Source organism: Aeromonas sp. OTU364 (assembly GCF_038440395.1).
In the GTDB taxonomy this organism is placed as follows: domain Bacteria; phylum Pseudomonadota; class Gammaproteobacteria; order Enterobacterales; family Aeromonadaceae; genus Aeromonas.
Genome location: NZ_JASATR010000015.1, coordinates 75,750 through 100,073 on the forward strand (window position 1 = coordinate 75,750; position 24,324 = coordinate 100,073).

Here is a 24,324-nt window from a genome sequence, read left to right on the forward strand (position 1 = left end):
GAGCCGCGTCATGACAGAACTTCCATCTCATCGAGGTGCTGGATCAGCGTACCTAGCAGCCGTTGGCTGCTTCGAGACAGCCGACGCATCTGCATCAACTGATCATTGAGTTGGCGTATCAGGGCAAAGCCCTCCTCTGTGGCCAAAATGACTGGTTTTTCCCAGTCATGTGCAGGTGTAAATGTCGCTTTGTAATATGAGAACTGACCATTGCGTGGCAGGTAATGGCTAAGAACCTTGTGCTTCCCCGATCCTTTTGGCTGCTCAATGAATTGGTTGTAGTACCAGTGGCATTCCAGCTTGAATTGACGAACCCGCGCCCTGCAACCGAAATGGCCCGGATAACCGGGGGTCTGCTTGGTTCGGTATGCTCGATTGTGTTGCCAAAAATAGTCACAGAGTCGATTCGCTAAAAACTCGTAGCGTCTCTGCTCAATCTCCGCCATGTCATGGATGGCGATGAGATACTCCCCACACTGCTGTAGTGCCATACGGGTGGCGTTATCCCGATCTGCTTGAGTTGCCTGCTTGCGACTGATTGTTCGCCATGCCTCTGCCATGCGGGAAATGTTCTGTTGTGTCATGAATCTTCCTCTTTCTTGGTGATGACACCACAGATGTTAAACACGAGGCTGCAAAAACCTGCGCTTTGTATCTGCCCTTTTGGGGCGTTCTAAGAGATATTGCAGGTCCCAAGATTATTACTGCCATCCCAAAGACCTATCCAATTCCTTTCCAATAGCTTATCTGATGTGGGACCCATCAATAATCAGCAATCGAGATCAGCTACTTGGTGCAGAGACCTTGGACAGCTCGTTCCATAAAATATGTGGGACCTGCCCGACGATGTTGCCAAAATCCTTCTAGCCCAGACGGGACTTCTGACACGATGGGAGCTCTGACCAGCGTTGTTCACTATCAAGGTCTATCAATCGCGGTACTTTTACGCCATTAGACTGCGACATTTGAGCTGCAGTGACTCTTGCAATAGTTCCATGTTCCACGATACAAATTTCAGGGCCGACAGCGATATGTTTCATTAAAGCCTCAGACAGCTGTTTTTCTGCCTGCGCCGGTTTGTCCAGGTAGTCATTGTTTAGTTCGACACACACGACAACCGTATCTCTCTCGAGCGAATCTCGATACCGGACAAGTACAGCTTTATCGGTGCACGCCTGCCACTCAACAATATCCAGGACAAATTCTGGATATATATTTTGACCTTTGACTTTCAGTTGATGATCGACGCGTCCTATTATCGCCCCCAGTCTTGGACCATAGCGACCACAAGTGCAACGCTGTGTTGACAATTCGCTGGCAATATCTCCTGTCGCGTAACGCACCGCCGCAAATCCCCGCGGCTGGGTCAACGTGGTGACGACCACTTCGCCCGGTTCGCCCTCTTTCACAGGTCGGCCCGTCTCTGGATTAAGAAGCTCCACATGTAAGTAATCATCATTAATGTGAAAACCGTTGTGTTGATTGCATTCGAATCCGATGGATCCGATCTCGCTGCATCCGTATTCGTTGAGCATTAATTCGAAGCCCCAAACCTCCTTCACTTTTTGCGCAGCCGCGGTTAGATGGTTATTGGCATCAAAAGAAGCACAGGCTGCCAGATACGCTACCTTAGGTAATAAATCTTTGCTTGGAAAAGCGTCCCCCAGCCGCTCAGCAATCTCCAGCAGGAATAGTGGATTTCCGACGATAAATTTAGGGCGATGGTATTTCATGATATCGACCAATCGGTTCACACGCTGGGGCGAGCAGCGAAAAACACCAACCCCTTGCTGTTTTGCTGCCTGGCACACCAGCATACCCAGCGTATACATATCGTTATTGCTCAACATTTGGATCACAAAATCGCCGGGTTGAACCCCCATTTCACTTAAGACCCGACCGACCGAATTCACCCAGATCTGCTCTTGCAAACGATGCACTGGTACATCAACAGGGCGGCCAGTCGTGCCCGATGAGCTCACAAAATCAGTCACATCACCGTATTCCATGATGTCCTCCCAGTGATCCCGCAGATGGTGTTTTCGCACTACAGGAATCTGCTGAAACTGTGCTACGGTCAATTCTGGCGTTGCCAAATCCACGTCACCGTTCCAATGTTGATGATAAAATTGACGGTTAGCCGCATAGTCAATTGCAGCCTTCAACTTTGTGATATTCATATAGTCACTCTGCTCTTAAATAAGCGTTATCGCTTCTTGATTACCGACACGTTGGAGTACATGTACGTTTGCTCTTGAGCCGTGAGCTGTTCGCTCAGGCTGTGATCAATTTCGAGCTCCGGAGGAAGATAGTGCTTCTGGTGACCAATCATCGATCGCATCACTACCACACCTCCACTGGGCAAAAATGCAGAAAGCTGTATAAAAAACAGCTGCAAAGTATCTTGAGGAACGCATTCAATGACATTTGATAACGTAACTTTGGAATAGGTTTGCTGCAGGTCGGTCCGAGCGATGAAATCTAAAAGGTTAGCACTGACCACATGCAATTGTTCAAGGTTTTGCTTTACCCGTTGATACACAGAATCAGTAAGATAAGGCGCACAGGTGCCTTCAGCTGGAGGGCGGCCAAAGAGCAACTGGGTCATCAAACCATTCTTGTTTATCATGGTTGAGTAAAAGGCTTTTTCTATCTTACGTTCCAGATGCTGAGACAACGTAGCATCGTCAGCCAGGTATTTTGAGAACCCTTCACCATAAATTCGTCGCAATGTGTACGAATTCAGGCACAGGCGTAAGAATGCCCGCCAGCGCCGATTATTGAATCGTTCTCTGAAGTAAGCTCGCTGCTCCTCGAGCGTTTGAAGAGCCATAATCTCATCAAAGACTCTAGGGGAATGGGTAAGATAGCGCAGGATCAGCCCTGTGATACGACTCAGTCGATCCGTCCGGCCAGCATAGTTGACCCCGCGATTCACCTGCCTGCGATGTGTTTTCCAGTAAGCAGTCGCATCATCCGACAAGTCATCCCAGAGCATATCCAATAAACCCTGCCGCTCCAGCGGGGAAGCGTCTTTTTCCCCGAGAAATTTGATATAAGTTGAGCGATCAAACACCCTGATCGCAGCTCGCTTGAGTTCAAGCAGATAGTTTTGCGTACGATTTAAGTCAATCGACGTCATCAATGCAGGTCCTTCAGCCAACAGCCGAAGTGCAGAACAACCACCGGAACTAATGACCAAGACCTTATCAGAGGGCTGAATTGATAAGGCGTTGAGGTCAACCCTAACATCTTCTCGTCCCTGACCGTACATGAGCGGCAGATCCACCCCATCGCGGGAAGACTGTGGCTGATGAGAATACAGGCTGCTCATAAACAGGCTTCACTTTCTGTCAATGCGCTCTCGGATAAACGGCGTTTTTTCCATTTCAGCGTTAACATCAGCCCCAGCAGTGCGAGGGCTGCAAACAGACTGGGAATAAGCAATACTTTAAATATCCCTTTATAGTCCAGACCAAACTGGAAGAGCCACGCCCCTATCATGGCACCGACAATACCACCCGCGCGGCCCATTCCGAGCATCCATGACACGCCTGTCGCTCTTGAAGACGTCGGATAATGAAGCGTTGCGATGGATCCCATAGAAGCCTGCGCCCCATTCATGACAGTACCCGCCAACAAAATAAATAATCCCAACAGATAGATGTCTGATACAAAACTAATTGAGAACAGAAACAGTCCCGTCATGAAGTAGTTGAACGCCACAATTTTGTGTGGTGTTACTTTGTCCATTAACAGCCCAGAAACAATGGTGCCCACAGCTCCACCCAGCGGAAACAATGCAGTCAAAAATGCCGCATGCTGCAAATCATAACCCGCTTCCCCAATGAGAGTCGGCATCCAGCTGGTAACCACATAAAAAATGAGCAGCCCCATAAAATAAGCAAGCCAAAGCAACAGCGTCGCAGGTAACATTGACGGCGAGAGGATATCCCTGATTGGGGTTGTCGCTGAATCTGACACTGGCGTTGGACTGACAGAAAGATTGACGCGCATTTCTCCTAACAGTCGACGGGCAGTCTTTCGAATTTTAGATTCTGCGCCAGGCTGGCTCAGTTGAAACAGAATACTTTCTGGCAGCGTCCGGATGATCGGGACCAGCAGCAGCAACGGCAGCATTCCCCCAAAGATGAACACACTGTGCCAACCCAGATTCGGGATAAGCCAGGATGCCAGCACGCCGCTTAATGCTGCACCAAAAGGGAAACCACAGAACACCGCATTCACCATCAGAGATTTGTATCGTTCTGGGGCAAACTCCGAAATAATGGTCAGCGCATTCGACATTGCTGCCCCTATCCCGATACCGGTGCACAACCTCCAGAATACCAGTTGATTCACGTTGCTGGCCTGTGTCGTGGCGATGCAACACACACCAAATACGATCACAGACAAAACAATAATCGGCTTTCTGCCCAGCCGATCTGAGACAGGTCCCGACACAATCGCCCCGAGCGCCAGGCCGATAAGGGCAGCACTCATTGCCAGTCCCAGATCAGCTTTGGCAATTCCCCACTGCTCGATAATCGCGGGCGCAACATACCCCATCAATGCAGTATCAAAACCATCAAGAATAAGAATACTCAAACACAGCAATAGAATATAAATATGAAAAGAGGACACCTTGGCAGTTTTGACCGCCTGGTGAACACTGATGGACTCTATATCGTTCATAACTCGTGCCCTTAACGAAAATGTGAATAGAAGCCTGAGACTGCTGATCTCTCAAGCTTATTTTTCAATCGTTAGTTGTTAATTTCTGCGAGGCAGAGCCTGTATGCCGTGGCCATGCCGCATGAGCAGCGACAATGCTGGATAACGGGCAAAAAACCCTGCCAATCCTGCCCGCTTCAAAGTGTTTCTCGGTGTCGCAGGCCATTTTCTCTACTGACTGTTTTCGTCGCGTATTTAATGGCATACCCTTCAGTTTGGAAAAACACTTTCCTCCCAGACAACAAAGGATCATGAAAAGTTAACAGCCTCTAAGAGATGCTTTCCCGAGGCAGGAAAGTATTAATCTGTTTCGATTTCAAACTGACGACGCGCCCGTCGCGAATCGTTGTGATCGTAGCGCGGTACCTTGAAAGTCTGCAGTTCTTCCACTTGAGTCGCAGGCACCGCACTGATTGGCTTGTCACCTGCAATAGTCACCCTCTCCATATGACGATGATTCGGGTAATAATCATGGACAGCAGCATGCTGCACCGAGCGGTTATCCCACAGCACCAGCATATTAGGTTTCCAGTGATGGCGATATTGATACTCAAGCACAGACGTAGCGTTGAACAGCTGCGTCAGTAACGCTTCACTGTCACGCTGTGTCATTCCCTGAATTACCCGGGTGTAACTCTGATTTACAAAGAGTGCTTTTTTCCCGGTGGTTGGGTGCACTCGAATAACCGGGTGAGCCATTGGCGGATATTCCAGCTCTTTCTGACGCAAGATCGCCTGTCCCGCTTCAGTTTCAGGAAACAGATACTTGTAAGGTGAGAAATCGTGAATGCCTTCTAACCCTTGCAAGTATTCACGCATTTTTTTGGACAAAAATTCATATGCAGTCGTCATACTGCTAAAGCAAGTATCACCACCGATTTCAGGCACAACGCGTGAATAAAGCATGGTCGCTTTGGGAGGGCAACTCTTGTAGGACTCATCCGTGTGCCACCGGTCGGTCAATACTGGTGGGTTACCATCTTTGTAATCAAAGACAATGAGTTCCGGATGTTCTTCACTGTTCTCAGCAAAGGGATGTACCGTGAGCTCACCAAAATATCGCCCTATCCTTAGGATATCTTCCGACGACAGGAATTGATCGGGGAAAACCAGCACTTCATGCTCACACAATGCTTCCTCCATCTGCGCAATTGTCGTATCGCTCAGGTTCTCCCGCATGTCCAGGGCGGAAATTTCTGCGCCAAAAAAAGGACTCAATTTTTTCAAGGTAAACGTAGGGTTACTGCTCATTTTAGTCTCCAGTCGTCTCGTTCAACTTCACAGCCATGCTGTCGGTTGCCGAGCTATCAATAATAGGTTTCGTTGCACACAAGAAGAGCATCACTGAACACAACATCATGGGATAAAAAGCACTTTCAGGGTGGCCGGTCTGGTCCCATAAAAATCCACTTACCACTGGGGTGATCACGGCGCAGGCGTAGCCAACGGTCAGCATCAGTGACGATACACGATGGACCTCATTGGCCTGACTCACCGCACTTGGAAGTCCAAGCATCAAAATCAGGACGATGGCAGAGAAGAAGCCCACGATCGCTGCTGCGGGAACGATAACCTGAGCCTGGTAGAGTACGACCATCGCCAAGGCACCCAGCAATCCAGCAGAGGACAACAGATAAGGCATACGGGACTTCGCCACGGAACCACTGGCCATCAACAAAAGTATGGAAGCGGGTATCTGCCCAAGATTCAATGCAATCAATGCTGACGACGTCTGTGATGCTGCACCGATTTCATCCAAAAACCGGGGAATAAAAAAGTTGGTCGCAAAATACGTGGCATTCACACATCCCATCATCAGCCCCAGTTTCCAGAGGTTTTTTTGTCGGAAATCAGGCCACCATTTGGTTCCGCTCCCCAATTGCTGACCAGCGGCATTCTTTTGGGGCACGCCAAAATAAATCAGACCAGCGATCAACCACGAGACAACGGCCCAAAACTGATAAGCCTCCCGCCAAGTGCCCAGCCAAGGGACCAGCAAGGTATCGGTGATCGCCACGGGAATCACCTCACCTCCCAGCAACATACCATTCACATAAATAGCTGTTGCAAACACGATATGTTTGGGATACCAGTTGGCGACGATGGATGGCAACGCCGGCTGCATCAACGCCACACCTAACCCTGTAACAGAAGTCGCCAGGTACATGGCCATAGCCGTATCCACGGACCCACGCAGTCCAGAACCGATACCTGTGATCAACAATCCCGCCACGAGGGTTTTGAGGGCCCCGGTTTTTGAGATCAGGAGTGCCCCCAGAATCGCGGCTGCCGCAAACAAGATAGGGGGAATACCAGAGAGCACCCCGACTTGAGTTTCCGTGAGAGCCATTTCAGCATGAATCTGTGAAATTACTGGCGGAGTTGCCAGAATCGTTAGCCGGGTCCCGGCTCCAGCCAGCCACAGTAATACCAACCCAAACCAAGGCATTCCCTCAAGACTCGAAAAATACTTAGATAAGGGCTTCATCATGGCTCCTTACCGACTGTTTTTCAGAGAGAGAAATGCTCCTGTTCTTTTCAAAGCTGTCGACCTGTTCAGGCGTAAACGCAAGGAAATCTGTCAACAACTGTCGCGTATGCTCACCATGCTCTGGTGCCGGCTGTCTGACAACGTCAAACGCAGGATAGGCTCCCAGCTGTATCGGCTGGCCCACCAACAACATCTCACCCAGACGTGAATGGGTAACAGAACACTTCATATTGAGGGCATCCAACTGAGGATTGGACATAGCCTGGCCAACATCATAGACAGGGCCGCAGGGAATGCCTTTTTCGTTCAGCCAGAAAATGAGATCATCACTCTTATGGTTCTTCGTTACTGATTCAATCAAAGCCATCAATGCAACACGATTATTCGATCGTGCGTGAATGTCCTGATATTCAGGGCGTTCGTACAATGCGCCCAGTTCTAACAATTCGCACAGAATGGAGAATTTATCATCCTCTGCTGCAGCAATGTTTATTTCTCCGTCGAGCGTTTTCACAATACCTGTAGGCATTAATGTAGGATGATCATTCCCCATCCGTTGCGGCAGTGTCCCATCATGGAGCCACCGGGCAACCTGAAAGTCCATCATCGCTAAGGTCGACTCCAGTAATGACGTTGTCACCCATTGCCCTTCGCCCGTCCGCTCACGCTGATAAAGAGCCATTAACACCGCAATGGCAAGATTCATCCCGGCGCTTACATCCGCGATAGCAACGCCTGTGCGCAATGGTCCCGTATCCGAAGTTCCGGTAAGAGACATGATGCCAGACACACCTTGTATGATTTGATCCACTGCAGGCCGACTGGCACATGGACCTTGCTGGCCAAAGCCGCTGATGCTGCCGCAGATAATTCGGGGATTAATCGTCTTAAGAGACTCATAATCCACACCTAAGCGGAATTTCACTTCGGGCCTGAAGTTTTCAAGTACAATGTCTGCCTTTGCCACGAGACGCTTTAAGATCATCTGACCTTCGTCAGTCTTGAGATTCACCGATAAACTGTGCTTGTTCCGGTGTAAGTTTTGATAATCAAATCCTTCTCGTGACCCGCCCATACTGTCACCACGGTCGGTCGGTTCTTCGATTTTAATCACGACCGCGCCCCAGTCAGCAAAAAGCCGGGACGTCACAGGGCCAGCTCTATGACGCGTTAAATCCACTACCGTCAACTCAGACATTGGTAAATGGCACATGTTATTTTTTCCAGTCAGTATTTGGACAGATCAGAGGGGGTAGATAATTGAGTCAGATATAATGTCGGGGGCACAGATGCAGATCCTTTGTTTAAAGGCAATCTGCGCGTCCCTCATTATCAAGATGTCCAATGTTTTACCCGTTACCAGCAGGGATGCCTCGTGGCCATTAATACTCTCATATACCGTAAAGCTGCTCGTGACAGATACCAGTATGCATGATCCTTGCTGTTCCACTTCGGTGATGCGCAGGTTTGATACCATGTGCTGCTGAACGCGCTGCCGGAAATAGATAGAATCCTGCAATGCTGCGGCCCGGTCGTATGCCATGCCTTGGTTTTCACACAACACAAAACATAAGGGCCACCCGCGTTCAACGTTTTCACGAGACGTCACTTTATAGAGGCAATCAGGGGCGAGGAATGTTACCCATTCCATCAGGTCGTTTTGCTCAAGAGTATCGTGATAAGCAGTATAAAAATCAGCCACAGCCGCCTGAAGCGTGAGGTCTCTTTGTAAACTACTCAAAGTGCAATACCTCTTTATAATATCGGTAGAATCCACGGATCGCCGACTCAGTCATCATATGATCCTCACTCGACTCTCCCGTACTGGCCTCCAGAACAACATCCGACCGAGGGCTTCCTTTGGCGCCATCTTGCGTCACCGCTAAGATTTCATTGTCATCAATGGTCACCAGTCCGGACGGCCCCAATAAGTTGGCCTGTAGCAGCCGGCGTTTCGTGAGCGCTTGAGATTCATTCGCATAGCCAAAGAACGTCCAGACCTTAATACAGGCACTCGGCCCATCCGGGATAACATGTCGCATTGCCAGACAATTGAGCTGCTGTAGCATAATCAGGTTTGGGAAAATCGTCATAATCGCCCCAGTTCCATGCTCAAATTCACGCTGATGGTCAATTAGCTGAGGCGCTTTGAGCCTAACCTTCGGTGCAGCTTCTTCGTTCTGGCGCGACTGAAAAGAAGCAGTACTCACAAGTACACTGTGTGCCCCGGTTCGACACACTTCGACACTGGTTTTCTGATCAGAACGCCAAATTCCGAAGTTTTTGAAAAACGAGTGCAGTAATGCCGCATGAAAGGGATCTTTGACGTTTTCAACCTGCAATTTCCAATTGCAGTTGACGCGATGTCGCATTTTTCCGATAACCTTAAGCGCCCTGCCATCACACACCCGATCAAAATAGGCAAGCATGGCCGGATCGAGGTATTCCTCAAACTGCGGCAAATCAAATGAGTGACTGGCAAAAATTACACCATGACGCACCGTGACGTTCAGCCGCTGCATTCCGTGTTCATCCGGGTTAAACGACGCCGACATCCCCCCTTTACCATCAATACCATTCTTAAACGGCATCCCTCTCAGTTCACCCTGAAGATTAAACGCCCACTCATGGTACGGGCAGACGAACAATTTCACGTTACCCTGTTGGTTATGACAAACTTTCGCTCCCCGATGAGGACAACGGTTTACCAAAACATTGATAGCCCCTTCGCGGTCACGTACCACCACCACGGGCGTCTCACCGAGATAAGTCTGGATATAATCGCCCGGGTTGGCGACTTCAGCCGCCAACCCTACATAGTTCCAAGTGTTACCCTGAAAAATATATTCCATCTCCTGGGAGTAAACCGAATCACTGGTATAGACTTCCGAAGGGATCCGGCGTGTGCCTTCCTTAGGCCATGGCTTCATCAACAGATTCCTCATGAGTCTCTACGCTAACACTGAGGTTGCTGGCGTAGACCGTCAGATCCGCGATTCTAGACATCACCGTCATCAGCATGGCCCAGCCTTTGTTCTGGACCTCAAACAAGGCTTGGCTATCTTCAATCTCAGCCGAAGCGATAAAATCGTAGCCCATACGAACATGCTCATCATCAAGCACACTATGCAGCTCAAAATGCTCTTTGGTTGAGGAGTCAGCTAAGGCAGGTTTAATGTGCTTGTAGAAAAAGACTGCTGACGCTTCCACAACTAAATGTACCAAGACGACCTTTTCGAGATCAGTCAAAGAGTACATTTGACTCACAAACCATGAACTTGCTGCCTCCAACGTCGGATCAAAAACCACTTCGAAATCCTGACGATTGTTTTTCAGTTGGCGATTGTGTCCTAACTCTTCTTCAAGGTGCGACATCGTCATGTCTTCGTAGGCCTTGTCATTCAGAGTGGAGGCTCTAGACAGCACCATTCGTTGAAAGTGATCCGACCATACCTGAAAACAATCGAGAAACTTGGATTTAGCAACCGGATTATCCAGCAGCTTGCGATTCGCTAACGCAAAAAGCTTATGTTTATCAAAGCGCTCCATGTAGATCTCATTACGAGCAAACAGTTGTTCTGCTACAGAGCCACCAAAATTCTTATGAATATCGTCGGGAAGGAAAGTCGCCCAAGGGTCAGAATAATCTTCATACAAGCCGCGGCTATCAAATTGTAAAGACAGCCCCCAGAATCCATTTGGCTCAGCGCCTTTAAACCCATGCAACTTACCAGGGGGAACCAAAAGCGCATCACCTGCTTTCATTTCTGCCTGCACATCCCCAGTGGTCCGTGCACCACCTTCACACATCAGAATCATCGACTCTACCGGGTGAATGTGCGGTTCCAGCTCTTCACCTGCCTCTAAACGTACCCATGCCATAGACACTCGGTTATCGTCAGGAAGGAAATCCAGCAGATGTGGTTGCTTCATAAAATCTTTCACGTGACCGAGCCAGTGCTCTACCCCGTCGACTTCAATTGTTCGTATTGATGGAATGTCATCACGCTTTACCAGTGTCACATCAGTTAATTTTTTCATTTTGACTCAATTTTATGATTCATGCAGAAAGATGCACTAGATTCATCTATACACCCAGTTGAAATGCAACTAGTTTAACCGAAGGAGGAGGGTATTCATCTGAGGCACCAATGGCAACAATAAATTAATCTATCAATTACAAAGCGTGATCCATGCAACACTTTTTAACATTCGCCAACATTTATTAACACTCAACGACACTTTATCTAGTGTTTATTGTTGACATACTTTTGGCGCTTGTATTTTGGGCACTACATTCAATGAGAAACCTGTAAATAACGGTTCCAAACCGATTTGGGCAACAACGCCCTAACAACCCAAAAGACCCATCCAATTCCTTTCCAATACCTTATCTGATGTGGGACCCATCAATGACGAGCCATCAAGCGTTGCAACTTGGTGTAAAGACCTTGCACAGCTCTCATTCCACAGATGATCTGGGACCTGCCTGTGATCTGTGGATCGGCGTTGCTAAAGGTGTATGGAGATGGTATTCACGGCGTTGTTTCCCAAATCCTGCCAGCCCAGACGGAACTTCTGACATAAAGGGGGATCTGATCAACCATCTCCCCCCTTTATGTCAGCATCATGGGCACATCCCGTCACCCTATCGTCAACTGGTCACACTACAACAAATCCTTGATCCATCGAGGGTCTCTGGCCTTCTGGGTGGATGCCGCAGCCATGAACAACTGGTTCCATCAGGACCACCATGGACGGCGGGGACGCAGCACCCTCTACACCGACCAGACTATCTGCACCTTTCTCATGCTCAAGGGGTGTTCAGCCTCTCCCTGAGGGGCGACTCAGGGCTTGCTCGACTCGTTGTTTTCACTGATAAATGTGCCACTATGCGCCCCCGATTACAGCTGCGTGAGCAAGCGGGCCAGCACGGTGACGGTGGCATATCGCCCCCTTCCCAAGGGGAACATCACCGACCAGGTCATCGATTCCACCGGCCTCAAGGTGTTTGGTGAGGGCGAGTGGAAAGTGCGAAAACATGGGCCGGACAAGCGCCGGGTATGGCGCAAGTTGCATCTGGCGGTGGACCCAGCGACCCATGATATCGCCGCCGCCGAGGTCCCCCTGGAAAGCGTCCATGATGCCGAGGTACTGCCAACGTTACTCAATCCCTTGCGACGCAGGTTGGGCACCGTCTATGGGGATGGTGCCTTCGATACGAAGGTCTGCCATCAGGTGATAACACACAAAGGCGCCACCGCCTGCATCCCCCCGCGACAGAACGCCGGCTTGTGGCCAGCGGGCCATGCGTGGTGATGAGAAAGGCGGGGCTGGCGCACTGGAAACAGATATCCGGTTATCACCGGCGGTCACTGGCCGAGACGGCGATGTTTCGCTTCAAGCAATTGATGACAGGGAAAATCAGCCTGAGTAGCTACAACGGTCAGGTGGGCGAATGGCGTATGTGAGCGTCTTGAACAAACTCAACGCCCTGGGTCTGCCTGTAAGAAAGCCGCTCGTGTAGCTATCCCTTGGGGCTGGGGGAATGGCGTTTCAATGACCTATTTGGGCAACAACGCCGGTATTCACCTGACAGTCGCCCACATAAAGGGAGTGATCATACAGCTTCAATCCCCTTTTTTTAGGGACCTCTATTTTACTTGGCATCTATATTATCAATCAAAATGCATAACATAGAAGCTCAAAAATTATGGAAAATCTGATCATCACTGCTGCCGTAAATGGCGGAATAACTCCCAGAAGTAAGAACCCTGCAGTCCCACATACCCCAAAAGAAATTGCCGATGCTGTAGTGCAATGTAGTTTGGCTGGTGCCAGTGTCGCCCATATCCACGCTCGTGATGAAGCTGGTATGCCAAGCTATGATAGCAACGTTTGGCGGGAAATTATTGAGCGTGTCCGTGAGCGTTCCAACATTATCCTCAACCTGAGCACATCCGGTCTAAACCTTCCACAAGGTTTTCCAGAAGAAGAAGCATGGAATCATCTTCAGTACAGCCCAGAAATAGCCTCATTTAATTGTGGTTCGGTTAACCATGGCGATAAACCATTTATCAATAGCCCCGCACTTGCTAGAAAACTGGCGCTTGCCATCAAGCAACACAATGTTACACCAGAGATCGAGATTTATCATTCAGGTGTGATTAACGAAGCAATCACCCTTCAAAAACAAGGCTACCTTGGCTCCAAATTGGTGTTTGCATTTGCTATGGGGATCCATGGCGGGGTCAGCCCGACCTGCAAAGATCTGCTGTATTTAGTCGATTGTCTCCCAGAAAATAGTATTTGGTCTGCTATTGGCATCGGTCAGGCGCAGCTCCCACTAAATACCTATTCAATTTTGCTTGGTGGTCACGTCCGTACTGGTCTTGAAGACAATATTTATTACCGCAAGGGTGAGCTTGCGTCCAGCAATGCTCAGCTTGTGGATCGTATCGTCAGGCTGTCTCATGAATTAGGCCGGGAAGTGGCCACTGCCGATGAGGCGAGAAATATTTTGGGGTTAAGCCAAGCTTTCAAACCAGAAAAAACTGCCGCCACGGCCATGTAACTTCAGCCAATAAAAGGAATAAAATATAGTGTTAAATACTCAAGCCATTTCAGACACTAGCATGTATTCAGTCGTTAAGAAAGGGGCTGAACTTAGCACAGAAAACCCCGTGGTTATTTTGTTACATGGACGCCGCCAAACTGTAGATGACATGTCTAAACTGATCCAAAAACTGAATCTGGATGATGTGACCTATTTACTACCTTGTGCCCCGGAAACAACATGGTATCCGCGTGGGTTCACCCGCGACATTGAAGACAATCAACCTTTTCTGAACAATGGCCTCGATTATATCAACGACATACTTCAAAACTTGCTTTCACAAGGAGTAAACAGTCAAAATATCTGGCTCGTTGGCTTTTCACAGGGTGCTTGTATGGTCGCCGAATTTTTGAGGCAATCTTTATATCCGGTTGGTGGTGCAGTTATATTCACCGGAGGTCTATTCGGGCCTAATTATCCAAAAGCAGCATCTCAAAAAAATATATTTAATGGAATGAATATATTTCTAACGGGTAGTAACAACGATACTTGGGTATCTGCTGAGCGTGTGACAAAAACGGCCGAATATTTTGATCAGTTGGGTGCGAGTGTGCATCTTCAGATTTTTACCGAACGAGACCACTACATTTCTAAGCCTGAAATTGAGACAGCTAGAGAGTTAATCTCATCCAGCTTTACTGTGAATAACGAGGAGGTCGCATATGCATAACGCGTATATTTGTGATTTCGTAAGAACTCCTATTGGTCGCTACGCAGGCTCACTGGCTTCTGTCCGCCCTGACGATCTGGCCGCAGTCCCTTTGCAGGCTCTTAAAAAACGTCACCCAAATGTGGATTGGCGTAACGTCGATGATGTGATTTTAGGGTGTGCTAATCAGGCTGGAGAAGATAACAGAAACGTCGCTAGGATGAGTTTACTATTAGCTGGATTTGATAAAGAGGTACCAGGGTCAACGGTAAACCGGTTATGTGCATCTGGGATGGAAGCAGTTTCTAGCGCAGCTCGCGCCATTAAAGCTGGCGAAGCCAATCTGATCATTGCCGGTGGTGTTGAGTCCATGTCACGGGCACCGTATGTGCTTGGGAAAACTGATTCACCTTTTTCTCGTAATGCTGAATTCTACGATACCACGATGGGCTGGAGGTTTGTTAACGCAAAACTAAACGAAATATACGGCACCTGCTCTATGCCTGAAACAGCTGAAAACCTTGCGGTAAAATTCCACATTACCCGAATAGAACAGGATGCGTTTGCGCTTTTGAGCCAGCAAAAATATGCCGATGCCAAAGAGCGAGGATTCTTCAAAAATGAAATTGTACCTATCGAAGTCAAACACAAACGTCAGGGTAGTTTATTTGTTGATACCGATGAACACCCCAGACTCTCGAGTTTAGAAACCTTGGCCAATCTCAAACCGGTCGTTCATCAAAACGGTTCTGTCAGTGCTGGTAATTCATCAGGCATTAACGATGGAGCTGCTGCATTATTGATAGCTTCAGAACAGTCACTGTCAAATTACAAACTAGTACCAAAAGCTAGGATAGTGGCAACAGCCTGTGCCGGAGTAGAGCCAAATATTATGGGCTTCGGCCCAGTACCAGCAATTAAAAAGGTACTGGAGTTAACGCAACTGTCGTTAGACCAGATGGACGTGATCGAGATAAATGAGGCATTTGCATCTCAGGTACTCTCTGTCATTAAAAACCTTGGTATTGAGGGAGACGACCCGCGTCTGAATCCGAATGGCGGCGCAATTGCTCTTGGACATCCACTTGGAATGAGTGGCGCGAGAGTGATTGGCACTGCGGTTAATCAGCTAGAACAACAACGCGGGCGTTATGCACTTTGTAGTTTGTGCATCGGTGTCGGGCAAGGAATGGCCATGATCATTGAGCGAGTTTAAGATAATTAGTAGCTCTGTAGTGGCTTCGGTCGATATAACCAACTGATGCCACTTATAAAAAACATTCTAGGAAAAATTCTGGAGTCACATCACCGTGGTATCAATATCAAATTCAAATAATTCAGCTCAACAAGAGTTAACCAAACGCTTACGCCGTTTGCGAACGACTTCACTGATGAGAGAGTTAGTCCGGGAAAATGAGGTTAAATTAAGTGATTTAATTTACCCGATATTCGTCGAAGAAGATATATCAAGCGAGGTGCCAATTACCGCTTTACCAGGTTTGGCCAGAATACCGGAAACACAGCTTGCTTCTGAAATAAAAGAGATTTTTGCATTAGGGATTCGATACGTGATGCCATTTGGCATTAGTCATCACAAAGATGAAATAGGTAGTGATACGTGGAATAGCAACGGTTTGCTTAGTCGTATGATCACCACTATAAAATCTGCATGTCAGCAAATGATGGTGATACCCGACATCTGTTTTTGCGAGTATACAACGCACGGACATTGCGGTACATTGGCCAATCACGACGTAGATAACGATCAGACTGTGACAAACTTAGTCAAGCAGTGCATCACTGCAGCACGCGCCGGGGCCGATATGCTAGCACCCTCTGCCATGATGGATGGTCAAGTTATGGCTATTCGTCAAGGGTTGGATGACGCTGGGTTTTCTAGTGTTGCCATACTCGCCCATAGTGCGAAATTTGCATCTTCCTTTTATGGGCCATTCAGACATGCCGTTGAATGCGATCTCAAAGGAGATAGACGAACTTATCAGCTCGATTATGCCAATTCTAGACAAGCGCTAAGCGAAGCATTGCTCGATGAGCAAGAAGGGGCTGACATTTTAATGATCAAACCCGGTACGCCTTACTTGGATATCTTGACCAGCTTGCGCAGCAAAACACTGCTTCCACTGGCGGCATATCAAGTCAGCGGAGAGTATTCTGCTATCAAGTGTGCCGCTCAAATGGGCATATTAAACGAACAAGAAACAGTTTTAGAAACACTGACAGGTTTAAAAAGAGCGGGGGCTGATCTCATCGTAACCTATTTTGCGAAGCAGTTCGCAATCTGGAGTAAATGTAATTCACACACCCTAGAACATATAAAGGCTTAGCGATGAGGTCGAAGGACTACACCCTGTGCATTCTAGTCATGGCTATATGGGGTCTTAATTTTTCCGTTGTTAAATTGGGACTAAATGCGCTTGATCCAATGTTGCTGACCGGGCTGAGGTTTACATTAGCGGCTGTTCCCGCCGTTTTCTTTGTGAAAAAGCCTGATGTGCATTGGTTTTATCTGGCTGCCTATGGTTTAACTTTTTCGGTTGGGGTGTGGGGACTTTCAACATGGGCGATAGGCGCTGGTTTATCACCAGGCATGGCCGCTTTGTTAATTCAGACTAATGTTGTTTTCGGCTTGGTGCTTGGCTGGTTCTTACTCAAAGAATCGGTGAGCACCAACCGTTTCATCGGTTCATTAATCGCTTTGCTTGGATTGGCCTTCAGTCTAACTGTTTCCGACGGCTCTATCACTATGGAAGGTGTGTTACTTATTCTGGTTGCTGCGTTGTGTTGGTCGGCTTCTGGTATTTTGCTTAAAAAATCAAAAACAAAACGCATTTTCGCCTTCAGCGTGTGGTCCATGCTCTTTGCTCCCATTCCACTTTTTTTCATTTCCTACATTCAGGTCGGGACAAACGGCCTTACTGCCTTGGTAGAAAATCTGACCACACTCGATATATTCTCAATTATATACCAAGCTTATTTCACAACGCTGTTCGGTTACTGGATCTGGAATAGATTGGTTGTATCTTACCATTTGTCTTATGTGGCCCCTTTTACTTTACTCGTGCCAATCTTTGCCATTTTAGGCTCAAGCATTTTGTTTCACGAGGCCATATCTTCACAAAAAGTGTTAAGCTGTTCTTTGATCGCAATTGGTTTGTTAATTGGTAATTTTCCTTCCACTAAAATCAAAGAGTTAGCACAGCATCTTAAATTGAAGCATTCCAACGAGTTTAAAAAAGAAGGTTAGTATTTTGAATCACCGACAGATGTGTGTTCATACCGCACGTGAGCTTATGAATAAAGTATGGAATGATAAGGCTCCTGAGTTCGTGAAAGATGTTATGACTCCCACAACCACGATTGAAAGCCCAATTCAACTGTCTGTAGGACCTGATTCATTTTGCAATACTTTGAAAGTTTGGCAGCAAGCATTTCCAACGTCACTGTATAAAGAAGACAGTATTACAACTTATGATAACGAAATCGTTATCGGATGGACCACAAAAGGAAAACATCTAGGTGAATTTTTGAGCATCTCTGCAACTGGTAAAGATCTGGTTTACCAAGGGAGTTCACGGTTTACCTTTATACATAATAAAATCAGTCATTATTCATCTGTCGTTGACATCCAAAGCATATTAGGTCAATTAATGGGGATGTCTTTAGCGCAATATGAAAATATAAATCTGCGAAGTCCTTTAGAGGACCTGTATGATGTCATCCCAAAATTGCTCTCGCCATTCTTAACCAGACGTCAGGTAGAGTGCCTTTCATTGTCGACATTAAGCTTGTCAGTAAAAGAAGTAGCCACCATTTTAAAAATCAAAGACAGCTCAGTTCAAACCCACCTGAAACGAGCCTTCGAATTACTTAACATCAGCAATAAAAAAATGTTCATGACTTATATTTGCGATAATAACACAATAGAGGTATTAATAAGAATGGGGATATATCTGAAGAAAAAAATCTAGTTTCAATACTTTTTTTGCCAAATTTTGGCTCCGTTGCAGTACTAAATAGCTGATCCGAATAGTGCTACATCTTGGCTGTGCCATAACCGTTTCCAGGGAAAGGGGTAACGTTGTCCATGAAGTGTTTCACGCGAGCCAGCAGATTGGCCATTCCTCGACACTGGTGATTGCGCGTAATCGTCTCATGCAACTTGTGCCACAGCCGTTCTATGTGATTGACCCACGGGCTGTAGACCGGCTGGAAGAGCAAGCGGAACTTGGGGTTCTTCTTTAACCACTGCTCGGTCTGCTTGCTCTTGTGAATGATATAGTTATCGAGGATCAGCGTGATGGTCTCGGCTCGGCGGTAGTGATGGCGCAACTTCTCCAGCATGGCGATAAACAGGGATGAGTTTTTCTTGATGCCGCTGACATACAGTACCCTTCCCGTCCCTGAGTGGAGAGCACCTGCCAAGTAGTGTTTGACGTTCTGTCCTGGGGTCACCACGCGTTTTTGCTGGGCCCGGAACATCCAGTCGGCACCCAGCTTGGGGTTCAGGTCAATATCGACCTCGTCTTCATAAAACACCGGATTCGCCGGATCACAGTTGGCTAAGGCGTCTTCGATTTTCGCCATTTTGTCCTGATAGGCCGGGTCTTTTATGCGTAAGGTCGGGACAGGACGGCGCCAGACTATGCCCATGCGAGGCAACCATCGGCGTAGCGTTGAAGCTGGCGTTGTTTCTCAAATCATCCATCAGACCATAACCTCCCCATCCCCAGGTGACAGCTACATTTGGGGCTTTCTGACAGGTAGACCAAGGGTATTCAACTTGTTCATCGCCCTCACATACGCGAGATTGTAAATTTTTCTGTGTAACTGGCGGTTAATCACTGCTCGAGTCGTTCGCCAAACAAGATCATGAATTGGCTCATCGCCTGTTTCCAATCCCGTATCGGCATGGTCCACTTTTTCCCTATCTGATGCAGAACCAGGTAGAGCACCTTCATCACTGACTCATCGGTCGGGAACGAACGCCGGGTCTTGGTCACCTTGCGTAGTGACGCATTGAGCGACTCGATGGCGTTGGTGGTGTAGATCACCTTACGGATCTGCGGTGGATAATCAAAGAATACGCTCAGCCGTGCCCAGTTATTCTGCCAGGAACGGCTGATGTTCGGGTGCTCCTCCTCCCACTTTGCTGAAAACGCCGCCAGGGCTCGCTCAGCATCCGCCAAGGTGGCCGCCCCGTAGATTTGACGCAGGTCAGTCGCGACGGCTTTACGCTGTTTCCAGCTGACGTAGCGCAGCGAATGGCGCACTTGATGCACGATGCACAGTTGGATCTGGGTGTGCGGGTAGACCGCCTCGATGGCCTCCGGGAAGCCCTTGAGCCCATCCACACAGGCGATGAGGATATCCTGTAAGCCCCGGTTCTTCAGCTCGTTCATCACTGACAACCAGAACTTGGCCCCTTCAGTCTGCGCTATCCAAAGTCCCAGCAGTTCCTTTTCCCCCTCGGTATTGATGCCCAGAGCCAGATAGACCGCCTTGTTCTGCACGGTGCCTGACGTTCGACTACGCACGACAAGCGCATCCAGATACACGATGGGGTAGACCGCATGTAGCGGGCGGCTCTGCCAGGCGGTGACCTCGTCCATGACCGCGTTAGTGACCTGAGAGATGAAGGTGGGGGATATCTCGACCCCATAGACCTCTGTGAAATGCGCCTGAATATCCCGGTCATGCCGCAGGCGTAGAGGGAGACGATGCGGTCATCAAAGCCGTGGAGCTGTTTCTCGCCCTTTTTGACCAGCACGGGGTCGAAGGTGCCATTGCGATCACGGGGCACCTGCAGCTCGATATCCCCGTGAACAGAGCGCACCGTCTTGCTGCTTTTGCCATTGCGGGAGTTGCCGGAGTTCTTGCCATCGCTCGCGTGCTTGGCATAGCCCAAGTGAGTGGTCATCTCAGCATCAAGGGCTCGTTCGGCGATACGCTTAGTCAGCTGTTTGAGCAAGCCGCTCTCGCCGAGGATGTCTTCCGGACTGGAGCAGCCGGCCAGTAGTTGGTCAATGAGGTTGTCTGAAATTGGCATTCTGTTGTCCTTTCAACAGGTTGGTCAGAATGCCAGTTACACAGATCTTTTTACACTCTCCCATAACCTCACATCAAGGATTCAATAGGACTCCATCAATTACTTGATCATCCTGACTGCATCTAACAAGATGCAACATCTTAACATCAGTCAGTATCCCACTTTTCCCACTTTATCTGGCCTCGGCGGCCCCCTTTTCCTGTTGCAACCGCTCAAACTTGGCGTGTACCCGGTTGGGGTAGAGGTCGGTGTAGATCTGCCAGAGGATGTTGATATTTCTGTGGCCGGTGACTTGAGCGACCTCATCGATGACAAAGCCTGCTTCAAACAAGCGGCAAGCCCCTTCGCGGCGCAGATCGTGCCAACGCAGATCATCGATACCAAGCTCCGTTCTGACCCGCTGGAAACCGGTGGTGACGCTCTTCCCGTTGTAGGGAAAGATGCGATCGTCGGTTCTGGGCTGACGCTTGAGGATCTCCCAGGCTTCGCCCAGCAGGGGCACCAGCATATGGTTCCCTATCTTCTTTCTCGGGTCTTTGCGGTCTTCAACCTGCACGGCTCGATTTTTCTCATCCACGCCGGACCACTTGATCTTGCACACCTCGCTTATCCGCATGCAACTCAGGATGGCGAAGTTGAGCAGGTCTGTGTAGGGGATCTTGGCCATGCCGTGACTCTGCCGTTTTTCCAGCCCCCGGATGATCCGCTCGAGTTCATCGCTTACCGGACGGCGAGTGCGCTTCTGGGCTTTTCCCACCAGTTTCAGGCGATTGAGAGTCTTGCGGGCTTCAAGGATGAGCTTGTTGTCGACCGGGATATTGAAGACGGGGTTGGCGGCAGCAAATACGGAGCCAAGGTAGCTGATGTCATGGGCTATGGTGGCAGGCGAAGCTCCCGCATCCCTTCTGGCCTGGCAGTGATCGACCAGATCCTTGATGGTGAGCTGATCAGCATTGAGCGCCGCGATATCGCAATCGGCAACTAAGTCGAGGCAATAGGCCTTGGTTCTGCCTATGGTGGGGCTGATGGCCGGGTGATCACGGTATAGAGCGATAAGCTCGCAGATGGTGGGTACGGGTTGTACCTGGCCAGGCAAACCATCTCGCTCGATCATCGCCACCATCTGCATTCCCCAGCTCTTGGCGTCGGACTGTCTGCCAAAGGTACGGGATTCCCGGTATACTACCTCTTCGCCCTTATGTTCCCTGACGTTACAGCGATAGCGTAATTCGCCTTTGCTGGTCTTACGTTTTTCTATTGTGTAACCGGCCATAGATACCTCGTGGAGTACATCTGCCCCATGAAATGGTGGGGCAGATATGGGGCAAGTTCAATCAACAAATGTCTGGAAACACCCGCAAATGACTCAGAAACAAATCAGTGAAAACCCCGTGAAATCAGGCTCTGAGGCCATATCTGGCAAGCCAGCCCACCACCAGACATTCTCGATTGCCCCCATGCTGGACTGGACCGATCGGCATTGCCGTTATTTCCACCGTCTGATGACCCGCCAGACCCTGCTCTATACCGAGATGGTGACCACGGGCGCCATCATCCATGGCAAAGGGGATTATCTGGGTTACAGCGAGCAGGAACATCCCCTCGCCCTGCAGCTCGGTGGCAGCAACCCGGCGGACCTGGCCCGTTGTGCCAGGCTGGCCGAGGAGCGCGGCTATGACGAGATCAACCTCAATGTGGGCTGCCCGTCGGATCGCGTCCAGAACGGCCGTTTCGGCGCCTGCCTGATGGGAGAGCCCGCCCTGGTGGCCGACTGCGTCAAGGCGATGCGCGATGTGGTGGGCATTCCGGTGACGGTGAAGACCCGCATCGGCATCGATGATCAGGACTCCTACGAATTCTTGCAGGCCTTCATCGAGCAGGTGCGCGATGCCGGTTGCGAGACCTTCATCGTCCACGCCCGCAAGGCCTGGCTGAGCGGCCTGAGCCCCCGGGAGAACCGCGAGATCCCGCCGCTCGACTACCCGCGCGTCTACCGGGTCAAGCAGGACTATCCCGAGCTGACCATCGCCATCAACGGCGGGGTCAACTCCCTCGAGCAGACCCTGGAGCACCTGCAGCAGGTGGACGGAGTCATGATGGGGCGCGAGGCGTACCAGAACCCCTACATCCTGGCCGAGGTCGACAACCGGGTATTCGGTCTGGGGGGCGAGGTGCCGAGCCGCCACGAGGTGGTGCGCATGATGCTGCCCTACATGGAGCAGGAGCTGGCCAAGGGCAACTACCTCTCCCACATGACCCGCCACATGCTGGGGCTGTTCCAGAACATGCAGGGGGCCCGCGCCTGGCGTCGCCACCTGAGCGAGAATGCCTGCAAACCCGGGGCCGGCATCCAGGTGGTGCTGGACGCCATGGCCAAGGTGCCGGAATTCGCCAGCGCCGAGTCGGTGGAGTAAGCATGTATCGTTTCACCGGTTCCTGGCTGCACAAGGCGCTGGTTCGCCTCTGTGCCGGCATGCTGGCCATCCTCGGCATCAAGCTCAGCGCCTTCTATCTGCTCGGGCTCCTGATAGTGCTCGGTCTGCACAGGGAGCAGTTGCTCGGCTGAGCCCGCCAGCCACTCAGGCAAGAAAAAGCCGGAACAGCGATGTTCCGGCTTTTTTATCTGGATGATGGCGCCCGTTCACTCCTCCGGCGCCACAAACTGCAATTCCGGAGGGGAGGAGGTCAGCACGTCGGCGCAGTAATCCCAGGTCGAGATGCGATAGTGCTGCAAGTCCTCGTCCAGGTGCAGGCCATCGGACTCCTGATGGAACCAGCTGGCGAAACGGGACGGCGTGATCAGCTGGATCTGCTCCTCGATGACGTGGCTGTCCCGCCCTTCCGCCAGATCGCAATCCTCCATCACCCTCACGGCGAAGATATGGCGGAAACTGACCCGGTAAAGCGGCTGAGGCGGCAGATCTATGCTGCGGGCGCGCCCCAACACGACCGTCAGATTGTCACTCCAGATATCCTGATGCAGTTCGGCCACAACCAGGCCGGGGGGAAGTTGGCGGGAGGGTGCCCAGGGCACGGCCACCTGCCGGATGGCATTCTTCTGTTCCATATCCACCTCGCTACAGCGCATGCCATATCCTGAGTGTATCTGAAACAAATTTTAACGAAGATGGCAAGAAAAAACCCGGCAGGCGCCGGGTTTCATTTGATTACTTTACGCGATTACTTGACGGCGTCTTTCAGCGCCTTGCCTGCCACAAAGGACGGCACATTGGCGGCTGCAATCTGGATCTCTTTACCAGTTTGCGGGTTGCGACCGGTGCGGCCCGCGCGATGGTTGACCTTGAAGGTACCAAAACCCACCAACTGAACGGCATCGCCCTCTTTCAGGCTCTGGGTAATACCATTGATGATCTCTTCCAGAGCAACTTTGGCCTGAGCTTTGCTCAGGTCTGCTTTGGCGGCAATTGCATCGACAAGTTGAGCTTTGTTCATAACATTTCCTTTATGATCGGGCATTTAGCACCGGGCCACTCTATTCAAAAAAAAACACTCAGGCAAAGGCTTTATCAGCCGGATTGGCTTGAATGCTGGGGTTTTCATCAAGATCTGCGGAAATAGTCACATATCTCGCCCCTGCGTCCTCCTGACAGGCGACGCGGGACCAGAAACCGACGGAGACTTGTATGCAAACCCCCGCCTGATGTAACAATATCCCCACACTCCTATTGACGGTCAACAGGATTTTCCCTAGTTATAGGAGTGTCGTCAGTCGCTGAGAATGACCGAAGGCCTGCAGCCATCGCGCT

General features: G+C 49.7%; 21 protein-coding genes and 3 pseudogenes. 9 read left to right on the forward strand and 15 right to left on the reverse strand.

Annotation, left to right across the window (positions count from 1 at the left end; all coding sequences use genetic code 11):
- Window positions 1–8: 8 nt before the first annotated feature.
- From mobI to AAHB08_RS15145, 10 genes are all read right to left on the reverse strand, one after another.
- Window positions 9–584 (reverse strand): conjugative transfer protein MobI(A/C), encoded by a 576-nt coding sequence (gene mobI, locus AAHB08_RS15100; RefSeq protein ID WP_342059362.1) that lies wholly within the window; start codon window positions 582–584, stop codon window positions 9–11.
- A 279-nt stretch (window positions 585–863) separates the two neighbouring features.
- Window positions 864–2,180: a phenylacetate--CoA ligase family protein gene (locus AAHB08_RS15105; RefSeq protein WP_342059363.1), complete on the reverse strand. Its 1,317-nt coding sequence runs from the start codon at window positions 2,178–2,180 to the stop codon at window positions 864–866.
- A gap of 26 nt (window positions 2,181–2,206) precedes the next feature.
- Window positions 2,207–3,334: a DUF3419 family protein gene (locus tag AAHB08_RS15110; RefSeq protein WP_342059364.1), complete on the reverse strand. Its 1,128-nt coding sequence runs from the start codon at window positions 3,332–3,334 to the stop codon at window positions 2,207–2,209.
- Window positions 3,331–4,695 (reverse strand): MFS transporter, encoded by a 1,365-nt coding sequence (locus AAHB08_RS15115; protein ID WP_342059365.1) that lies wholly within the window; start codon window positions 4,693–4,695, stop codon window positions 3,331–3,333. The genes AAHB08_RS15110 and AAHB08_RS15115 overlap by 4 nt, the downstream gene beginning before the upstream one ends.
- A 339-nt stretch (window positions 4,696–5,034) precedes the next feature.
- A complete protein-coding gene (locus AAHB08_RS15120) occupies window positions 5,035–5,985 on the reverse strand; it encodes a TauD/TfdA dioxygenase family protein (protein ID WP_342059366.1) in 951 nt (316 codons plus the stop codon).
- A gap of 1 nt (window position 5,986) precedes the next feature.
- Window positions 5,987–7,222, reverse strand: a complete 1,236-nt coding sequence (locus AAHB08_RS15125; protein WP_342059367.1) for an MFS transporter — start codon at window positions 7,220–7,222, stop codon at window positions 5,987–5,989.
- Entirely contained in the window at window positions 7,206–8,423 is a 1,218-nt protein-coding gene (locus tag AAHB08_RS15130) for a CaiB/BaiF CoA transferase family protein (RefSeq protein WP_342059368.1), read from the reverse strand. Before AAHB08_RS15130 ends, AAHB08_RS15125 begins: the two co-directional genes overlap by 17 nt.
- Window positions 8,424–8,468: 45 nt before the next feature.
- Entirely contained in the window at window positions 8,469–8,966 is a 498-nt protein-coding gene (locus AAHB08_RS15135) for an aromatic-ring-hydroxylating dioxygenase subunit beta (protein ID WP_342059369.1), read from the reverse strand.
- Entirely contained in the window at window positions 8,959–10,155 is a 1,197-nt protein-coding gene (locus AAHB08_RS15140) for an aromatic ring-hydroxylating oxygenase subunit alpha (RefSeq protein ID WP_342059370.1), read from the reverse strand. The genes AAHB08_RS15135 and AAHB08_RS15140 overlap by 8 nt, the downstream gene beginning before the upstream one ends.
- A complete protein-coding gene (locus AAHB08_RS15145) occupies window positions 10,139–11,266 on the reverse strand; it encodes a cupin domain-containing protein (protein WP_342059371.1) in 1,128 nt (375 codons plus the stop codon). Before AAHB08_RS15145 ends, AAHB08_RS15140 begins: the two co-directional genes overlap by 17 nt.
- Before the next feature lie 588 nt (window positions 11,267–11,854).
- Between AAHB08_RS15145 and AAHB08_RS15150 the strand changes: the two are divergent.
- From AAHB08_RS15150 to AAHB08_RS15180, 7 genes and pseudogenes are all read left to right on the forward strand, one after another.
- Window positions 11,855–12,752, forward strand: a pseudogene (locus tag AAHB08_RS15150) (IS5 family transposase).
- A gap of 186 nt (window positions 12,753–12,938) precedes the next feature.
- Window positions 12,939–13,799, forward strand: coding sequence for a 3-keto-5-aminohexanoate cleavage protein (locus tag AAHB08_RS15155; RefSeq protein ID WP_342059372.1), 861 nt, complete (start codon window positions 12,939–12,941; stop codon window positions 13,797–13,799).
- A 28-nt stretch (window positions 13,800–13,827) separates the two neighbouring features.
- Window positions 13,828–14,511 carry an alpha/beta hydrolase gene (locus AAHB08_RS15160; protein ID WP_342059373.1) on the forward strand — a complete coding sequence of 228 codons (684 nt, stop codon included), beginning with the start codon at window positions 13,828–13,830 and terminating at the stop codon, window positions 14,509–14,511.
- Window positions 14,504–15,706 carry a 3-oxoadipyl-CoA thiolase gene (gene pcaF / locus AAHB08_RS15165; protein WP_342059374.1) on the forward strand — a complete coding sequence of 401 codons (1,203 nt, stop codon included), beginning with the start codon at window positions 14,504–14,506 and terminating at the stop codon, window positions 15,704–15,706. Before AAHB08_RS15160 ends, pcaF begins: the two co-directional genes overlap by 8 nt.
- A 94-nt stretch (window positions 15,707–15,800) precedes the next feature.
- Window positions 15,801–16,835: a porphobilinogen synthase gene (gene hemB / locus AAHB08_RS15170; protein WP_446699537.1), complete on the forward strand. Its 1,035-nt coding sequence runs from the start codon at window positions 15,801–15,803 to the stop codon at window positions 16,833–16,835.
- A 2-nt stretch (window positions 16,836–16,837) separates the two neighbouring features.
- Entirely contained in the window at window positions 16,838–17,755 is a 918-nt protein-coding gene (locus AAHB08_RS15175) for an EamA family transporter (protein WP_342059375.1), read from the forward strand.
- A 19-nt stretch (window positions 17,756–17,774) separates the two neighbouring features.
- A complete protein-coding gene (locus AAHB08_RS15180; protein ID WP_342059394.1) occupies window positions 17,775–18,479 on the forward strand; it encodes an ester cyclase in 705 nt (234 codons plus the stop codon).
- Window positions 18,480–18,543: 64 nt separating this feature from the next.
- On the opposite strand, the pseudogene AAHB08_RS15185 reads toward AAHB08_RS15180, so the two are convergent.
- From AAHB08_RS15185 to AAHB08_RS15195, 3 genes and pseudogenes are all read right to left on the reverse strand, one after another.
- Window positions 18,544–19,191: pseudogene (locus AAHB08_RS15185) on the reverse strand (IS630 family transposase); the annotation flags it as partial.
- Window positions 19,192–19,349: 158 nt separating this feature from the next.
- Window positions 19,350–20,557: pseudogene (locus tag AAHB08_RS15190) on the reverse strand (IS256 family transposase).
- A 172-nt stretch (window positions 20,558–20,729) separates the two neighbouring features.
- Window positions 20,730–21,686 carry a tyrosine-type recombinase/integrase gene (locus AAHB08_RS15195; protein WP_342059376.1) on the reverse strand — a complete coding sequence of 319 codons (957 nt, stop codon included), beginning with the start codon at window positions 21,684–21,686 and terminating at the stop codon, window positions 20,730–20,732.
- A gap of 232 nt (window positions 21,687–21,918) precedes the next feature.
- Here AAHB08_RS15195 and dusA point away from each other — a divergent pair, with 232 nt between their 5' ends.
- Entirely contained in the window at window positions 21,919–22,971 is a 1,053-nt protein-coding gene (gene dusA / locus AAHB08_RS15200; RefSeq protein ID WP_342059377.1) for a tRNA dihydrouridine(20/20a) synthase DusA, read from the forward strand.
- Window positions 22,972–22,973: 2 nt separating this feature from the next.
- On the forward strand, window positions 22,974–23,123 hold the full coding sequence (locus AAHB08_RS15205; protein WP_106885023.1) for a hypothetical protein: 150 nt from the start codon (window positions 22,974–22,976) through the stop codon (window positions 23,121–23,123).
- A gap of 75 nt (window positions 23,124–23,198) precedes the next feature.
- Here the strand turns inward: AAHB08_RS15205 and AAHB08_RS15210 are convergent, their stop codons facing one another.
- Window positions 23,199–23,624 (reverse strand): hypothetical protein, encoded by a 426-nt coding sequence (locus tag AAHB08_RS15210; RefSeq protein WP_202047441.1) that lies wholly within the window; start codon window positions 23,622–23,624, stop codon window positions 23,199–23,201.
- Between the two features lie 113 nt (window positions 23,625–23,737).
- Window positions 23,738–24,010 (reverse strand): nucleoid-associated protein HU-alpha, encoded by a 273-nt coding sequence (gene hupA / locus AAHB08_RS15215; RefSeq protein ID WP_005305063.1) that lies wholly within the window; start codon window positions 24,008–24,010, stop codon window positions 23,738–23,740.
- Between the last annotated feature and the right edge of the window lie 314 nt (window positions 24,011–24,324).